This is a genomic window from Pontibacter rugosus (assembly GCF_042678745.1).
Lineage (GTDB): Bacteria > Bacteroidota > Bacteroidia > Cytophagales > Hymenobacteraceae > Pontibacter > Pontibacter rugosus.
In genome coordinates, this window is record NZ_JBHTLD010000126.1 from 1 (window position 1) to 14,965 (window position 14,965).

The 14,965-nt window shown below is 45.6% G+C and carries 14 protein-coding genes; 2 read left to right on the forward strand and 12 right to left on the reverse strand.

Going from position 1 to position 14,965, the window contains the following annotated elements; all coding sequences use genetic code 11:
* From ACFQ2O_RS13590 to ACFQ2O_RS13600, 3 genes are all read right to left on the reverse strand, one after another.
* On the reverse strand, positions 1 to 1,117 hold a 1,117-nt coding region (locus ACFQ2O_RS13590), incomplete at its 3' end, for a carboxylate-amine ligase (RefSeq protein WP_377528511.1).
* Positions 1,110 to 2,582, reverse strand: coding sequence for a RimK family protein (locus ACFQ2O_RS13595; RefSeq protein ID WP_377528513.1), 1,473 nt, complete (start codon positions 2,580 to 2,582; stop codon positions 1,110 to 1,112). The genes ACFQ2O_RS13595 and ACFQ2O_RS13590, both read right to left, overlap by 8 nt.
* Positions 2,583 to 2,585: 3 nt before the next feature.
* Positions 2,586 to 3,308, reverse strand: a complete 723-nt coding sequence (locus ACFQ2O_RS13600) for a peptidase-C39 like family protein (RefSeq protein WP_377528515.1) — start codon at positions 3,306 to 3,308, stop codon at positions 2,586 to 2,588.
* Positions 3,309 to 3,486: 178 nt separating this feature from the next.
* Between ACFQ2O_RS13600 and ACFQ2O_RS13605 the strand changes: the two genes are divergently transcribed.
* Complete coding sequence (locus ACFQ2O_RS13605; RefSeq protein WP_377528517.1) at positions 3,487 to 4,173, forward strand: MCP four helix bundle domain-containing protein; 687 nt, start codon at positions 3,487 to 3,489, stop codon at positions 4,171 to 4,173.
* A gap of 140 nt (positions 4,174 to 4,313) precedes the next feature.
* On the opposite strand, the gene argH is transcribed toward ACFQ2O_RS13605, so the two are convergent.
* The 8 genes from argH to ACFQ2O_RS13645 form a co-directional block, all read right to left on the reverse strand.
* Entirely contained in the window at positions 4,314 to 5,648 is a 1,335-nt protein-coding gene (gene argH, locus ACFQ2O_RS13610) for an argininosuccinate lyase (RefSeq protein WP_377528519.1), read from the reverse strand.
* Between the two features lie 86 nt (positions 5,649 to 5,734).
* Complete coding sequence (locus ACFQ2O_RS13615) at positions 5,735 to 6,808, reverse strand: M20 family metallo-hydrolase (protein ID WP_377528521.1); 1,074 nt, start codon at positions 6,806 to 6,808, stop codon at positions 5,735 to 5,737.
* Positions 6,808 to 7,596 (reverse strand): acetylglutamate kinase, encoded by a 789-nt coding sequence (gene argB / locus ACFQ2O_RS13620; protein ID WP_377528523.1) that lies wholly within the window; start codon positions 7,594 to 7,596, stop codon positions 6,808 to 6,810. The genes ACFQ2O_RS13615 and argB overlap by 1 nt, the downstream gene beginning before the upstream one ends.
* A 129-nt stretch (positions 7,597 to 7,725) precedes the next feature.
* The gene (locus ACFQ2O_RS13625) at positions 7,726 to 8,676 is read right to left on the reverse strand and encodes an acetylornithine carbamoyltransferase (protein WP_377528525.1); all 951 of its coding nucleotides are present in this window, start codon (positions 8,674 to 8,676) and stop codon (positions 7,726 to 7,728) included.
* Positions 8,677 to 9,831 carry an aspartate aminotransferase family protein gene (locus ACFQ2O_RS13630; RefSeq protein ID WP_377528527.1) on the reverse strand — a complete coding sequence of 385 codons (1,155 nt, stop codon included), beginning with the start codon at positions 9,829 to 9,831 and terminating at the stop codon, positions 8,677 to 8,679. It abuts the gene before it with no gap.
* 88 nt (positions 9,832 to 9,919) lie between these two features.
* Positions 9,920 to 10,924 (reverse strand): N-acetyl-gamma-glutamyl-phosphate reductase, encoded by a 1,005-nt coding sequence (argC, locus tag ACFQ2O_RS13635; protein ID WP_377528529.1) that lies wholly within the window; start codon positions 10,922 to 10,924, stop codon positions 9,920 to 9,922.
* The gene (locus ACFQ2O_RS13640; protein ID WP_377528531.1) at positions 10,912 to 12,114 is read right to left on the reverse strand and encodes an argininosuccinate synthase; all 1,203 of its coding nucleotides are present in this window, start codon (positions 12,112 to 12,114) and stop codon (positions 10,912 to 10,914) included. Before ACFQ2O_RS13640 ends, argC begins: the two co-directional genes overlap by 13 nt.
* Positions 12,115 to 12,141: 27 nt before the next feature.
* Positions 12,142 to 12,831: a GNAT family N-acetyltransferase gene (locus tag ACFQ2O_RS13645; RefSeq protein ID WP_377528533.1), complete on the reverse strand. Its 690-nt coding sequence runs from the start codon at positions 12,829 to 12,831 to the stop codon at positions 12,142 to 12,144.
* Positions 12,832 to 13,368: 537 nt separating this feature from the next.
* On the opposite strand from ACFQ2O_RS13645, the gene ACFQ2O_RS13650 reads away from it, so the two are divergent.
* A complete protein-coding gene (locus ACFQ2O_RS13650) occupies positions 13,369 to 13,665 on the forward strand; it encodes a hypothetical protein (protein ID WP_377528535.1) in 297 nt (98 codons plus the stop codon).
* A gap of 4 nt (positions 13,666 to 13,669) precedes the next feature.
* Here the strand turns inward: ACFQ2O_RS13650 and ACFQ2O_RS13655 are convergent, their stop codons facing one another.
* Positions 13,670 to 14,926 (reverse strand): aspartyl protease family protein, encoded by a 1,257-nt coding sequence (locus ACFQ2O_RS13655; RefSeq protein WP_377528537.1) that lies wholly within the window; start codon positions 14,924 to 14,926, stop codon positions 13,670 to 13,672.
* Positions 14,927 to 14,965: the final 39 nt, after the last annotated feature.

Consider the following 14,965-nt stretch of genomic DNA (forward strand, 5'->3'; position numbering starts at 1 on the left):
TAAGTATAACTCGTAGAGCATTAGCTACTTCAGGGTCATCATCTATTTCTAAAGTTTCTTTTATCAGGTAATTCCAAAGCTTCATAGCCGTACATGAGGTGTCTTTTCGGCCGAAAACCTGTAGCAGTTGCTGGTCTTTAATCTCTGCATCACCCCCCTGCCGCACTACCTCCAGAAAAATGGCTGCTAACTGGTCTTCATGAAACTGCTTGAGTTGCTCTATTGGCACCCACTTTTCAGCAACGAGTGCTTTGATCAAGGCAACTACAGCTTGCAGTATGGCTACATCAGCTAAAGGGCTTTCCTGTAAATCAAGCACACGTATTTCGATGGCGCCACGCTCAAATCTGGCAATGGCTCCCCTGGAGTTCAGAAACTCTTCCTGCAGCGTGCCTTCGGGATCTCTGTCTGCAATGGCTGCATACATTTTTTGCAGAATCTGTTGATCATAAGCAGCTTTAGAGAACACTGCCTCAGGTATAACTTTACCTGCTATACTTGGTATTTCCTTTTGGTTATGCCTGTACACCTCTAATCTCGAATCTGCAAAACCAGTGATCGTGCCGTCCAGAATAGGCGTGGAAGCACTTAAGGCTGGAAGTATAGGCAGCACCACCCGGATGGCGGCATGTAGTTTTCCAAACTCCTCGTCTCCCTGAAAAGGCAGGTTGAGGTGAGTGCTCTGCAGGTTTGCCCATCCGTGCCCACGGCAGTCGAAAATACGATTATAAGCTTCGTATACTGCATTGTGCTCGTGTGGCCAAAGCCTAGTGTCGGTATATGGATTCATGAGCGGGTGCGCGCCTGTAGGTAGCAACATGGCATCATGCTTCTCCAATAGGTGGTTTATTTTCTGTACATGTGCCTGAAAAGCTTTGTGCAGGTGCGCCAGACTTGCCGTTGGCTTCTGTGATTTCAGCTCTACTACATGCAGCACCAGTTCATTGCTCCAGGCAATGTCACCAAATTCAACATCAGACAGGTAAGCCCCTACTTCTTCGTAAATAAGCTTATCGCAGATGGGCATAACGTGCAGCTCGTGGCGGTGCACAATCATATATTCCATCTCTACCCCATAGGCCTCAAACAGGTGTAAGGGCTGCTTCAGACTAGTCATTGCTTTGAATGTTTTTTAGGTGATCGATACGCTTCTTAATAGACTTGATGATAGAAATATAAAGCTCCTTCTTCAGGATTTTATCTTCACAGCCAGCGTCTATACTTGGGTTATCGTTTACTTCAATCACATAGGCCTTGCCGTCTATTTCTTTCAGGTCAACGCCATAGAGACCGTCTCCAATCAAGTTGGCTGCTTTTAGTGCGGTATGCAGCACATGGAAAGGTACTTGTTCAAAAGGCACAATTTCATCTGCCCCTTCTTCGTCCTGTTTCTTTTTGCCATTCCAGTTATAGATCTGCCAATGTCCTTTGGCCATGTAGTACTTGCAGGCATAAAGCGGTTGTTTATCTAAAACTCCTATGCGCCAGTCAAAATCTGTTGGAGTATACTCCTGCCCAATAATCAGCTCTGAATCAGCCAGCATCTCATCCAGTTCTTTTATAAGGCTTTCCTGATCCTTAGCCTTTACAACGCCCTGCGAAAAAGAGCTGTCCGGCTTTTTCAGTACACAAGGCAAGCCTAGCTCCGCCTCTACCATATCGCGGTTATCCTTATGTATGATCATGGTTTTAGGAATGCGAACTTTAGCCTTGGTAAGCAGCTCTGCCAGGTATACTTTGTTCGTGCACCTAAGTATAGACGCAGGGTCATCAATTACGATTAACCCATCTGCAAAGGCCTTTCTGGCAAAGCGGTAAGTATGGTGGTTTACGGCTGTTGTCTCCCGGATAAAGAGAGCGTCAAACTCTCCTAACCGACGGTAGTCGTCCTTGGTAATTAACTCGGTATAAAACCCCAGGCTTTCGGCTGCCTCAACAAAATGCTGGATTGCTTTCTGATTAGAAGGTGGCGCTTTTTCCTGTGGGTCTACAAGTATGGCTAAGTCGTATGTTTTGCGGGAAAGCCGTGCACCTGTAAAACGGTGCCGGGCAAAATAGCTTTTAGCAAACTGCTTCAGGTACCGGTGATGTGCAGCAGGAACCTCATTGATAGGTATGGCAGATATGCTTTGCAGCACCCAACTGTCTTTATACACAAACTGAGCGCGCAGTAACGGTGACTGAAAATGATCGTGCAGCGCTTTACAGAGTTTCTCATACTTTGCCGCTACATTTTGCCCAAAATACATACTGAGCGTAAAGCTTTTGGATTTAAGGCCAGCCAGACTTTTCTGAATAAGTTCTTCTATTTCCACTGTGATAGCCCGCACAATGGTAGGGCTTTTCAGGTCCTGCATGGTGGTAACGCTGGGAATGGCTTTATGGCCTCTTGCCTCCGCCAGCAGCGATACATAGTAGCCGGCACTCTGATAGCGATAAGAGCGACAAAGATTAAATACCCTCGCGTTGCGGATGTCTGTGTAAGAGGTATCGGTAAGGTAAGTCTGTGCATCTACTACCTCCGTATCTTCAATGGCTTCGTCCCAGTCTTTGGAATGATCTACCACTACAATTTTTCGCATAGTTTAAGTTAGCTCTGAATTAAGTTTTTTGGGTTGGATAGCCAGAAGGTTAGCATCAAAAGTGGCCATACCGAGCATAATGGAATTAATCAGGTGAGTTGTCTTCACCTCGTAGTAGTTGTTCTGAAAAGATGGGTTATCAGGATAAGGGTCTGCCACTACAACGGATTTCTGATCTTCCGAAAAGCCACAGAGCACTACAAAGTGCCCCATTGGCAGCCCTCGTACATCATCGTAAACCGAGTTGCCCTCCTCGTTTGTAAATTCCCGGGCGCTCTGGTACAAGTAGGTGGCGCTAAGTCCCGTCAGGAGCGGAACATTTATATCAAAGTACTCCCGCAGCAGGTTCTTGTTGAGGTCCCGGCAGCGAAGCTCACCACCCAACCGCAAGAATTCTATGTACGCATGCGTAGCCCTATGAAACTTACTTCCCTTTTTAAATGCCAGCTGTTCTTCCAGTTTAAGAATGATTTCTTCGTTGCCGAGGCCAATCCAGGTCGGGTCGAAGATGAACATATTGTAAGTATAAATCCGGGCCTGGTATCCCCGCTGTAAGGCGTGGCATGCCAGCAGCACCTCTAATGTTCCTCCTTCATCTAAGGAAGGCACCTCTTTTATAACTTCGCTCAAAGAGATGGTATCTTTAAAATATCGGTACACGGCATGCAGGCTGGTAGGTCCGCAAGTAGAGTCGTCGGGTTGTGTGTGAATCTTTATTGGTATCACAAGTCAGCGGGTTTAGAACTCGAACTACATCGAGCACTTTATACGCTACAGATAAGTTTAATATTTGCACCTTTCAAAGATGTTACCTAACTATACCGATAGCTGCACATGCGTTAAGAGAGCTATTGGTATCTAAGGTAAAATTGCTTATCTTACTACTATATCAACACCTCAACCAATGAGCTGGAGTTTCAAGATTAAGCAACGCAATAAAATTGCCTTAGCCCTTGGTGCTATCATCCTGATAACGGTGCTCGCCAACTGGTTTGTGAGTTATAGTATGACTGTGGTGGGCTCTCAGTTTAAGTCAGTTTATGTGGATAGGCTGGTGCCTGCCCTTGATATATCTGCTATACAGGAAAGGTATTACCAAAATCGGCTGTTACTTGAAGAGCACATCTCATTGATGGATAGACTTCAACAGGAGACTATCCGCGTGCAGCTAAGCCAGAATGAGCAGGAAATAGATTCGCTGGTTGCTAAGTATAGCGCTACCCAACTTACAGCCAAGGAGCAGCAGGACTTACAGCAATATCTGAAAGCAGAGAAGGAGCTTCATCTTTTAAAGAATAAGATTCTCTTACATAGTTCGGCTGGCGAGAAACATGTGGCTAGTAACTTGTACAAGCAGCAATGGCTTGCTGCTTTTCAGGAGTTGATGCAGCCTTTGCATGCCTTAAGCGAATTGCAGGAGTCGGTTGGGCAGGAGCTATACGAAGACGCAGACAGGCAAATGAAATCTTTAAAAACACTCTCCTATCTCGTTATTGCACTTGCTGTTATCTTTGCATTACTGATAGGAACACTTTTGCAGACATCCCGCAAAATAAAAGAGGTTAAATACCAGAAGTTTCATCTGAACTGATGTCTAAAGTTACTGAAGCTTTGCAACAACGCATGTGCAGGCGCAGTAATACAGTCTATTGCATGCAGCATAAGTAAAAAAAGAGTTTGCCTGAAGCCTAATCAGGTAAGACACCAAGCAAACTCCATACTTACGGATACTTATTCAGCAGTTAAGGAAGTATATGCCTGCTGCACCCGCTCAAAGTTAAATGTACGTAGCAGGTGTTGCATCTGCTTGTTTATTTCGTCGTTGCACAGATTGCCTATGCTTCCTTCGTGTGTATGTGTGGCGGCTGCCGGCGGTGTAAAAGTACCAGAATCTATGCTTTCACCTACCGTTTTGTAAGCGTCCCTGAAAGGCACACCCTGCAGCACCAGTTCGTTTACTGCATCTACACTAAATAAGTACTTATACTTATCATCGTCTAAAATATCTGCTCGCACCTGTACCTGCTCTGCCATATAGGCCATCATCTGCAGGCAGCTTTTGAGCTCTGCAAAGGCAGGAAAAAGGTTTTCTTTCAGCAACTGCAGGTCGCGGTGATAACCAGAAGGCAGGTTTACCAGCAGCATCGATATCTCGGTTGGCAAAGCCTGCAACTTATTGCACTTACCACGTAACAACTCAAACACATCGGGGTTCTTCTTGTGCGGCATAATGCTGGAGCCAGTCGTGAGATGTACGGGTAAGGTAATAAAGCCGAAATTCTGACTCATATAGAGGCATAGGTCCATGCTCATGCGGGCAAGAGTGGCTGCTACAGCTGCCATTGCAGTTGCCACGGTACGCTCTGTTTTACCACGCCCCATCTGTGCATACACCACATTGTAATTCATAGACTCAAATCCCAGCAAGTCTGTTGTCAGCTGGCGGTTAAGCGGAAAAGAAGAGCCATAACCGGCTGCAGAGCCAAGGGGGTTTTTATCTGCTATCTTATAAGCGGCCAGCAGCATTTGCATGTCGTCTACTAAACTTTCGGCGTAGGCCCCGAACCATAATCCAAATGAGGACGGCATGGCCACCTGCAGGTGCGTATAACCCGGCAACAGCACCTGCTTGTGTTTCTCGCTCTGTGCCTGAAGCACCTCAAAGAAGACTTGCACCTCCTGCACTATATTCTGTAGCTGGTGGCGGAAGTATAACTTTAAATCCACCAACACCTGGTCGTTGCGGGAGCGACCGCTGTGGATTTTCTTGCCAGCCTCCCCAACGCGGCGCGTTAACTCCAGTTCCACCTGCGAGTGGATATCCTCTACTCCGGCTTCGATAGTAAAGTCGCCAGCCTCAATACGCTTATAAATATTTTTGAGCTCAGCCTGCAGTATCTCCAGCTCCTCCTGCGTAAGCAACCCTATACTTTGCAGCATCTGTATGTGCGCCAGCGAGCCTAATACATCAAAACGCGCTAGTTGCAAATCCAACTCAGCATCACGCCCAACAGTGAATTTCTCTATCTCAGCGGCTACTGCCGTACTTTTCTGCCAAAGTTTCATTTGGTATAATAAATGATGAATGAATAGTGAGAAGCAATGTAAGTATACTTAAAGAAAGCGAACAGCTCAAGTATATACCTGCTGCTTTAGCTGTTCTTAAGTATCACTTTCTCCAGAAGTGCAATATAAAGCCTGATGCCCTCCTCTACTTCATGTAGGTTGATATACTCATCAGCCATATGGGAGCGCCCTGAAAAGCCGGGACCCAGCTTGAGCGAAGGGATGGGCAAAAGCGCCTGATCTGAAGTAGTAGGAGATCCATAGGTAGTGCGGCCAAGTTCTATTCCTGCTTTAACTAAAGGATGATCAATGCTTATACTTGAGGGCTTTAATCGCTCAGACCTTGGCTTTACTTCCACCGCCACATGCTGCCGGATAACAGCTAACACTTCGTCCATAGTATAGGCATCGGTTAGTCTTACATCTACTGTAAACTGGCAGTTGTCAGGCACTACATTATGTTGTGCCCCTGCCTGTATCATAGTAACGCTCATTTTAACAGGCCCCAGGTGCGCTGACTGCTTAGCAAATGTGTAGCTCTTAAACCACTCGATTGCTGGCAGCGCCTCGTAAATAGCATTGATGCCTTCTTCGCGGGCGGCATGCCCCGCTTTGCCTTTCGCTATACAATCCAGCACCAGCAGGCCTTTCTCTGCGATCGCCAGATGCATTTCTGTGGGCTCGCCTACAATGGCCGCTTCTAAAGTTCCAAGTTCTGGAAGTATAAGCTCTATACCGTTTCTGCCGGAGATCTCTTCCTCTGCTGTTGCTGCGAAAACCAGGTTATACGTCAGGTCTTCGCGCTCGTAGAAGTATAAAAATGTAGCTAACAGTGCTACCAGGCATCCCCCGGCATCATTGCTGCCTAGTCCATACAGCTTCCCGTCTTCTATACTTGGTTCAAAGGGAGGACGTGTATAGCCGGGGTTAGGTTTAACTGTATCGTGATGAGAGTTAAGTAAAAGTGTCGGCAGATCAGCGTTATAGTGCTTGTTAAAAGCCCATACATTGTTTAATTGCTGATGCGTCTTAACTCCCTGCTTTTTGAGGAAATCAACAAGTACAGCAGCAGTGCCCGCCTCTTCTTTACTAAATGAAGGAGTGCTGATGAGTAGCTGAAGTAAGGCTTCTGATTTAGAATATAAAGCTTTGATATCCATTATAGTATGCTAAGGGTAGTACCGCTGAAGTTATCCTGATTTAAAGAGGCAAGTGCCTCTGCCTCACAGATCAAGACCTGCTCCACGCCCTGCTCAAGCGCTGCAAAAGCATTGTCAAGTTTAGGGATCATGCCTGCAGATACTACTCCAGTTGCTTTAAGGTGGCTATACTTCTGGCTATCGATATGCCTGATCACAGAGGCATCATCTTCCGGGTCTTGTAATACACCTCTCTTCTCGAAACAATACACCAGCTTTACACTATACTTAGGGGCAAGTGCTGTGGCCAACACAGAAGCGATGGTATCAGCATTGGTATTCAGCATGCTTCCCTTCCCATCGTGTGTTAAGGGGGCGCAAACAGGAGTTAGGCCAACAGAGAAAAAAGCCTCCAGCGCCTGCACATTTATATCAGGTGCACCTGCCACATCCCCTGCAAAACCATAATCCACTTCTCTTACAGGTCTTTTTGTGGCAAGTATAAGATTGGCATCCGCGCCGGTAAGACCAATGGCATTGCAACCCAAAGCCTGCAACTGTGCCACCACCTGCTTGTTTACCAAGCCGCCGTAAACCATCGTAACCAGATCAAGAGTTTCAGCATCTGTAACTCTTCTTCCTTCCACCATTTTAGGCGTTATACCCAACCGCTGGCCAATAGCGGAGGCAATTTTCCCTCCGCCATGCACCAACAACTTAGGCCCCGGAAGCTTTGCGAAATCAATCAAAAAACGCTGAAGCCGCTCCGGAGTATCTAAAATATTTCCGCCTATTTTAACTACTATCATATATATGATAAGGGACTGTTTGACAAAAGACAAATGAAGCTTTCGGAAGAACTTTTAGCTTTGAGTTAAATTAAAATACTGTGCTTTAAAGTTTAACTACCTTAGTTCGTAACTTCAATTTAATCTACATTACATGGTTTCCAGCATGCGCTTAAGCACAGCCTGGGCTGCATAGGTACGGTTGTTTGCCTGCTCCAGCACAAGCGAGTTTGGCCCGTCCAGAATCTCGTCGCTCAGCTCCACGTTGCGGCGCACTGGCAGGCAGTGCATTACTTTGGCATTATTGGTTTTCTGCAGCTTCTCATTCGTCATCATCCAACCATTTCCGTCAGTTAATACCTTGCCATAGTCCTCATAACTCGACCAGTTCTTCACGTACACAAAATCAGCGTCCTGCAGTGCCTCATCCTGGTTTGTTGTAACAGTAGCTCCAGCGGTAAACTCATCTGCCAAACTATATCCTTCCGGGTGTGTGATCACCAACTCCACATCTGCCTGGTTCATCCACTCGGCAAAGGAATTAGCCACGCATTGTGGTATTGATTTAATATGCGGTGCCCACGTTAAAACAACCTTTGGTTTCTTTCCAGCAGGCTTGTTTTCGGTAATAGTCAACAAATCAGCCAGACTTTGCAGCGGATGCCGTGTGGCTGACTCCAGGCTAACGATAGGAACTTTACTGTAAGTGATAAATTGCTGCAGCAGTTCTTCGTTATAATCTTCTTCACGGTTTTGCAGCTTTGGAAAAGAGCGTATGCCTATGATATCACAGTATTGGCCCATGGCGGCGGCGGCATCTTTGATGTGCTCTACTGTTGTGCCATTCATAATGGCGCCTTCCTTTGTTTCCAGTGCCCAGCCTTCTTTATCCAGGTTCATCACCATTACGTTCATGCCCAGATTCTGCGCCGCCTTTTGCGTGCTTAAGCGGGTGCGCAAACTCGGATTCAGGAAAATAAGGCCTAACGTCTTATTCTCGCCAAGCTTTTTATACTTGTAAGGATTCTCTTTCAGGTGCAAGGCTTCCTGTACAAGCCCTTCCAGGTTGTCAACATCCTGTACTGAGGTATATTTTTTCATTTAATTTGATTGTACTTCTGTGTGATAAAGAATCCCTTCAAACGCCTCCAGGAAAGTTTGTACTTCACGACCACTGATGCAAAGTGGTGGCAACAGGCGCAGTGTGTTTTTATCTGATGATGAGCCAGTGAAAATCTGATATTCTTCCAGTAGTTGCTTTCTGATGCCCGCGCAAGGCTTATCCAGCTCAATACCGATCATCAACCCTTGCCCGCGAACCTCTTTTACACCAGGCAGCTTTTTTAGCTCATCCATTAGCCACTGGCCCATCTGGTGTGCATTCTGCATCAGGTTTTCCTCTTCCATTACCTCCAGCACAGCTAATGCCGCAACGCATGCCAGGTAGTTGCCTCCAAAGGTAGTGCCCAGCAAGCCGTGCTTTGCTTCTACTTCAGGGCTAATTAAAACGCCTGCAACCGGAAAGCCGTTGCCCATTCCTTTCGCAACCGTAATCAGATGCGGCTTAATAGCGGCATGTTGGTGGGCAAAGAAGTTACCAGAGCGTCCGTAGCCTGACTGCACCTCGTCCAGAATCAATAAAGCTCCAGACTGATTGCATCCATGCTCCAGTGCTTTTAGAAAACCAGCATCTGCCACTTGTACTCCACCTACTCCCTGAATACCCTCTACAATTACAGCGGCAACTTCAGCGCCATGCTGTTTAATAGCATCCTGAAATGCCTTTATATCATTAAAAGGAAGAAAAATGATGTTATCTGTCTTGTTTATCGGGGCCTGGATAGATGCATTGTCTGTCACGGCTACGGCAGCTGATGTGCGGCCGTGGAAAGCACCCTTGAACGCAATCAGCTTTTTACGACCTGTATGGAAAGAAGCAAGCTTCAGAGCATTCTCATTAGCTTCTGCACCAGAGTTACATAGAAACAGGCTATAGTCGTGGTAACCGCTTAACTGCCCTAGCTTTTCAGCCAGCTCCTGTTGCAGCGGCACTTGTACCGAGTTAGAATAGAAACCTATGTCGTAGAGTTGGCGCGCCAGGCGCTTAACATAATGAGGATGGCTGTGACCGATGGAGATAACGGCGTGGCCGCCATAAAGGTCTAGGTAGCGCTTGCCTTTGTCGTCCCAGACATAAGCGCCCTGTGCCCGAACAGGTGTGATATCAAAGAGCGGATAAACATCAAAAAGATTCATATCTGTTGTTGATAATTTAGATGTAGGAAGTTAAACAATAAATAAAGTACTCGACGTACATCGTGCTGTAATGCATAGTTTTATACTATTAAAAAGAAGTTGCTTTTAACTGTAAGCCCAGCTGCTCAGGCATCCCGAATAGCAGGTTCATGTTTTGCACAGCTTGTCCTGACGCACCTTTCAGCAGGTTGTCAATTATACTTGTGATGACAAGGTATTCTCCTTCTTTCTGCAAATGAAGAATGCACTTGTTTGTATTGACCACCTGCTTTAAATCAGGTGTATCGGTGCTGATGTGCACAAAAGGATGGCTAGCATAATACGTAGTATAAAGCTCCTGCGCCTGCTCCAGCGTTTGATAGAAACGAGTATAGCTGGTGCAAAGTATACCTCTTGTAAAGGGGCCGCGATACGGAACAAAGTTGATATCAGGTAAAGCCTGCTCCTGAAGCCCTTGTAAGGTGCGGCGTATTTCGTGCAGGTGCTGGTGGCTTAGCACTTTGTAGTTAGACAGGTTACCGCTTCGCCAGCTGTAGTGGGATGTAGGACTAAGGCTTTGCCCTGCTCCCGTGCTGCCTGTTATGCCGCTTACATGAATTTCTGCTGCAAGCAGGTTTTGCTTGGCCAATGGTAAAAGTGCTAACTGAATAGCAGTAGCAAAACAACCAGGGTTAGCAATATTCTCAGCCTTAACAATGGCTTGACGCTGTAGCTCTGGAAGGCCATATACAAATACTCTGTCATAGGCACTTACGGCATCAGACTTCGAGCTTTCATTCCATCGGAAGTCCTGGCTTAAATCAATGATTTTAATACTTACCGGCAACTGCTGCTCTGCCATAAAGGTTTTTGCAGCACCATGCCCCACACATAAAAAAAGTACGTCCACATCCTGATCAAGCGTATCGGTGAAGTATAAATCGGTATCACCTAAAAGATCGGTATGCACCGCATGCACTGGTTTGCCAGCCTGGCTGTTGCTATGCACAAAAGAGAGCTGCACCTGCGGGTGGTTGAGCAGCAGGCGTATCAGTTCTCCTCCGGTATACCCGGCTCCTCCTACTATGCCTGCATTTATACTTACTCCGCCCATTCTGGTGTGCTGTTTACGTTATGGTATATCTTAGTTTGGTTGCCGAAGATCTTTGCGAATCCTTTTACATCATCAGAAGTCCAGGCACGGTTCATCTCTCCGTAGCTGCCAAATTTATCGCTCATCAGGTCATGAGCGCTTTCGATACCTTCTACCTGAAAACGGTATGGAGCCAGCAATACGTGTACTTTTCCGCTTACATTCTGCTGTGTGTTTTCAAGGAATGCTTCGATATCGCGCATGGTAGGGTCCAGCAGCTGTCCTTCATGTAACCAATTGCCATACCAGGCCGATAGCTGGTCTTTCCAGTATAGCTGCCACTTGGTTAGCACGTGTTTCTCTAGCGTGTGGTGCGCCTTGATGATTACAATGGGTGCGGCTGCCTCAAAACCTACCCGACCTTTGATGCCTATAATGGTATCGCCCACGTGGATATCACGGCCAATGGCAAAAGGGGCAGCTATTTCCTGCAAGTGCTGAATTGCCTCTACCGGATTAGCAAACAGTTGATCGTTTATACCTGTAAGTTCTCCTTTTTCAAATTGCAGGGTTACACGCTCCGGCTCATGTTTACTTAGCTGTGTCGGGAAAGCAGTTTCCGGCAATGGCAGGTGCGACGTAAGGGTTTCTTTCCCTCCTACAGATGTTCCCCAGATACCTTTGTTGATTGAATACTGTGCCTTCTGGAAATCCATTTCAACACCGTGCTCTTTTAAATAAGAAATCTCTTCCTCACGAGACAGTTTTTTATCTCGGATTGGGGTGATAATCTCTACCTGCGGAATCAGCGCCTGAAAGATCATATCAAATCGCACCTGGTCGTTGCCGGCACCTGTACTGCCGTGGGCTACAAAGTCAGCTCCGATGGCTTTAGTATGGTTGGCAATGGCAATAGCCTGTGTTACACGCTCAGCGCTTACACTTAAAGGATATACGTTATTTTTCAGTACGTTTCCGAATACCAGGTAACGGATACAGCTTTTATAAAAGTTGTCAGTCTCGTTCAGGTGCGTATGGCTTTTCACACCCATGGCATAAGCTCTTTGCTCTATGTCTTGAAGCTCTACCTGGGTGAAGCCGCCGGTATCCACAATAGCAGAATGTACTTCCAAGCCTAGTTCCTGCGCCAGGTATATGGCACAGTATGAGGTGTCTAATCCGCCACTGAAGGCTAAAACCACTTTTTTCATATTAAAAGAATCGTTACTGATGATAAACTATACTTGTACTGTTGTGAGTTCTGAGGCTGTTATATCTGGTTCTTGTCCGGGCCGAAGACGGTGGCGTAGCCATCGCCCCGTTACACTGGTTTGTGCTTTTGTCTTTTCCTCTTTCTGCACTAGTGGCAGTGGAATAAAGTCTTTATCCTTGGCCGGGTCAAAGAGCATAGCTGTGCAGAGGCAGTTGCTTCTGCCTTTGGCCTGCAGAATTTCAAAATTAACGCAGCTGCGGCAGCCTTTCCAGAATTCCTCATCATCTGTCAACTCAGAATAGGTAACTGGCTTATAGCCGAGGCCAGAATTAATGCGCATAACAGCCAATGCTGTTGTTAACCCGAAGATTTTAGCATCAGGATATTTGGTGCGCGATAGTTCAAACACCTTTTGTTTTATCTGGCGTGCCAAGCCGCTCTTACGCAACTCAGGCGATACAATAAGGCCTGAATTAGCTACATACTTTCCATGGCTCCATGTTTCGATGTAGCAGAACCCAGCCCAGGAACCATCCTGATGCAAAGCAATTACAGCTTTTCCCTCCAGCATCTTCTGCGCAATATAATCAGGCGAACGCTTGGCTATGCCGGTGCCGCGTGCCTTAGCAGAAGACTCCATTTCGTTGCAGATTTGCAGTGCATAGATAATATGCTGCCCTTCTGCAACCATCACGTTAAATGCAGGTTGATTCATCGTTTAGAAAACTATAGCTGCCCTATGGCAGGCACAGCTGATATATAATTCCAGAAATAAAAGTGTGAAAACAGCGAAAATGGTTAGTAGCTTACAGGCTAAACCGATAGCAACGCGTAATTCTATAATAATGGTGGAAGTATGACCACCACATAGGCAGTCGGATAGGCTGTAGGCTAGCGCCTGTAGCGGACTACAGCTATCATAGCCCTAAAAACTATCTCTGTTGTAGAGACAGAAAAAGCCGCATGCTCCATGGCTGGAGAATGGTTTATCATATTAGATGATAACAATGCCTTTTTTTTCATTTCAGTTAAACAATGGTGGGTTCAGTTATACCCTTTTGTGTAGTGCAAATGTTTCATAATTGTTTTTGTATTTCCAAATGATGCTTCAAATTTCTTTTTTGACCCACAAAAAAAACAACATAATCCCGGTATTATTAATTTCATAAAAACTGATGAGTAAAAATGAGCAATAGCTTTTATCTGTTTATACTTAATGTCATACCTTTGCCTTGGTCTAACCAAGGCATAAATGGGCAATATTTCAATCAGAGTAATTATCGGCATTCTGTTTTCAGCTATCGGAATGGTCTCCTTATTTTTATCACGAGAGGCACTGTCAGCTGCTATTTGGCTAAGTTTCGGGAACGGGTTGATATTGTCTGATCTGCGATTCAAGCAGGTAGATGATAAAGGCAATGCTTTCTATAAACCTATTCCAAAAGCCAGAATCTATACAGCGCTTTTCTTAATTGTGCTGGCAGTTCTACTGTTATTGCTGCAGATATACTTTGATATGCAGGAGATGAATACACACTCATCTATTTAGCTAGCTAGATGCGGCTCTGAAGCACGAAACTTAAAGTATGCGTTGTGTTATTCCGCTTTATCTTCAGTTTAATTTTACGGCCCGGCCGACTTTCCATGAGCTCCAGTAACTCCTGCAGCTTCAGCTCTTTGCAGTCGCGGCCATTGATGAGTAGCAGCTGATCGCCTGCCTGCAGCCCTATTTGCTTGGCTGGAGAATTTTCTACTACATTCGTGATAGTATAGAAATTAGTACCCGGTAAAGGTGTGCTCACATCAAAACCTGCCATGTTGTACTGGAAAGGGTCTTTATACTTACTGTTGGCCTGCAAAATCATTCTGTTGTGCGGATAATCGAAAATCACGGTAAAGCGCTTTAGAATATCAGATCCCAGATTTCCGTTTCTGTCTGCTATGTTTAGCGCCAGTCTTATAGCGGCTGTATCGGGATAGGATACAGTCAGGTTTTCCAGCTCATACTTGCCTAACCTGAAGGCATTCAACCTTCCTATTTTACCTGTTATATCACCACTAAGGCCACGACCGAGGTAGGCTTCCATCACCTTGGGCGGCAGCATGAGTCGCTCATCAGTGGGCAGGTACAACGATAGACTATGGCTGGCTCCAGTATCTACAATAAGTTTGACGTTGATAGAATCACCATTGTGCTGCTTTATAACTCCATGCAGGTAGGGTTTGGTGTCTTCTATAGAAATCACATACTCTTCGGATTTACGCTTTTTCTTTATTTTATAGTCTGGCCTGTACAGTGTTAAAGTCTTGTTGTGGTAGTTTATCTTTACGATAAAATTCTTGAAGATATCATACCCGATGATGCCATGAACCGGCATGCCCATACGTGTTGAGATATTAAAGACATCTTCCATTAAAACGTACACTGCCTGGTTTTTGCCTTTGATGCCTGGTATAGTTAATCTATTGCCTTCGCTGTAAATAGCTTCTATATTATGCCCCTCCCCTAAACCACGGATTTTTATTCTTTTTGCATCGTGCAGGCTCAGCGAATCTGTAAAGTTCAGCTTGGTAATCAGCGTGTTTTGCACCCCTGAATCCAGTATGAAATTCAGACTACTGGAGTTGTTGATTTTTACCGGAATGATAATAAGGTTATGAACCAGCTTGAAGGGCATTACGATCTTCTTTCGGCTCGTGGTGAAGTAAACCGTGTCGCTGTCAAAAGTAGGCTGAACCTGTGCTAGTGTAGGCGCAGGAATAGAGCAGGCTATGAGACAAAGGAGTAAAATTATACTAATTCTTGCCATAGGGATCTATAAAGAAAATGTCCACTAAAACATAGTAAT

Coding starts and splice junctions, on each gene's coding strand:
- ACFQ2O_RS13595 (WP_377528513.1), bottom strand. CDS start 2,582: ATGCGAAAAATTGTAGTGGTAGATCATTCCAAAGACTGGGACGAAGCC.
- ACFQ2O_RS13605 (WP_377528517.1), top strand. CDS start 3,487: ATGAGCTGGAGTTTCAAGATTAAGCAACGCAATAAAATTGCCTTAGCC.
- argH (WP_377528519.1), bottom strand. CDS start 5,648: ATGAAACTTTGGCAGAAAAGTACGGCAGTAGCCGCTGAGATAGAGAAA.
- ACFQ2O_RS13615 (WP_377528521.1), bottom strand. CDS start 6,808: ATGGATATCAAAGCTTTATATTCTAAATCAGAAGCCTTACTTCAGCTA.
- argB (WP_377528523.1), bottom strand. CDS start 7,596: ATGATAGTAGTTAAAATAGGCGGAAATATTTTAGATACTCCGGAGCGG.
- ACFQ2O_RS13625 (WP_377528525.1), bottom strand. CDS start 8,676: ATGAAAAAATATACCTCAGTACAGGATGTTGACAACCTGGAAGGGCTT.
- ACFQ2O_RS13630 (WP_377528527.1), bottom strand. CDS start 9,831: ATGAATCTTTTTGATGTTTATCCGCTCTTTGATATCACACCTGTTCGG.
- argC (WP_377528529.1), bottom strand. CDS start 10,924: ATGGGCGGAGTAAGTATAAATGCAGGCATAGTAGGAGGAGCCGGGTAT.
- ACFQ2O_RS13640 (WP_377528531.1), bottom strand. CDS start 12,114: ATGAAAAAAGTGGTTTTAGCCTTCAGTGGCGGATTAGACACCTCATAC.
- ACFQ2O_RS13645 (WP_377528533.1), bottom strand. CDS start 12,831: ATGAATCAACCTGCATTTAACGTGATGGTTGCAGAAGGGCAGCATATT.
- ACFQ2O_RS13650 (WP_377528535.1), top strand. CDS start 13,369: ATGGGCAATATTTCAATCAGAGTAATTATCGGCATTCTGTTTTCAGCT.
- ACFQ2O_RS13655 (WP_377528537.1), bottom strand. CDS start 14,926: ATGGCAAGAATTAGTATAATTTTACTCCTTTGTCTCATAGCCTGCTCT.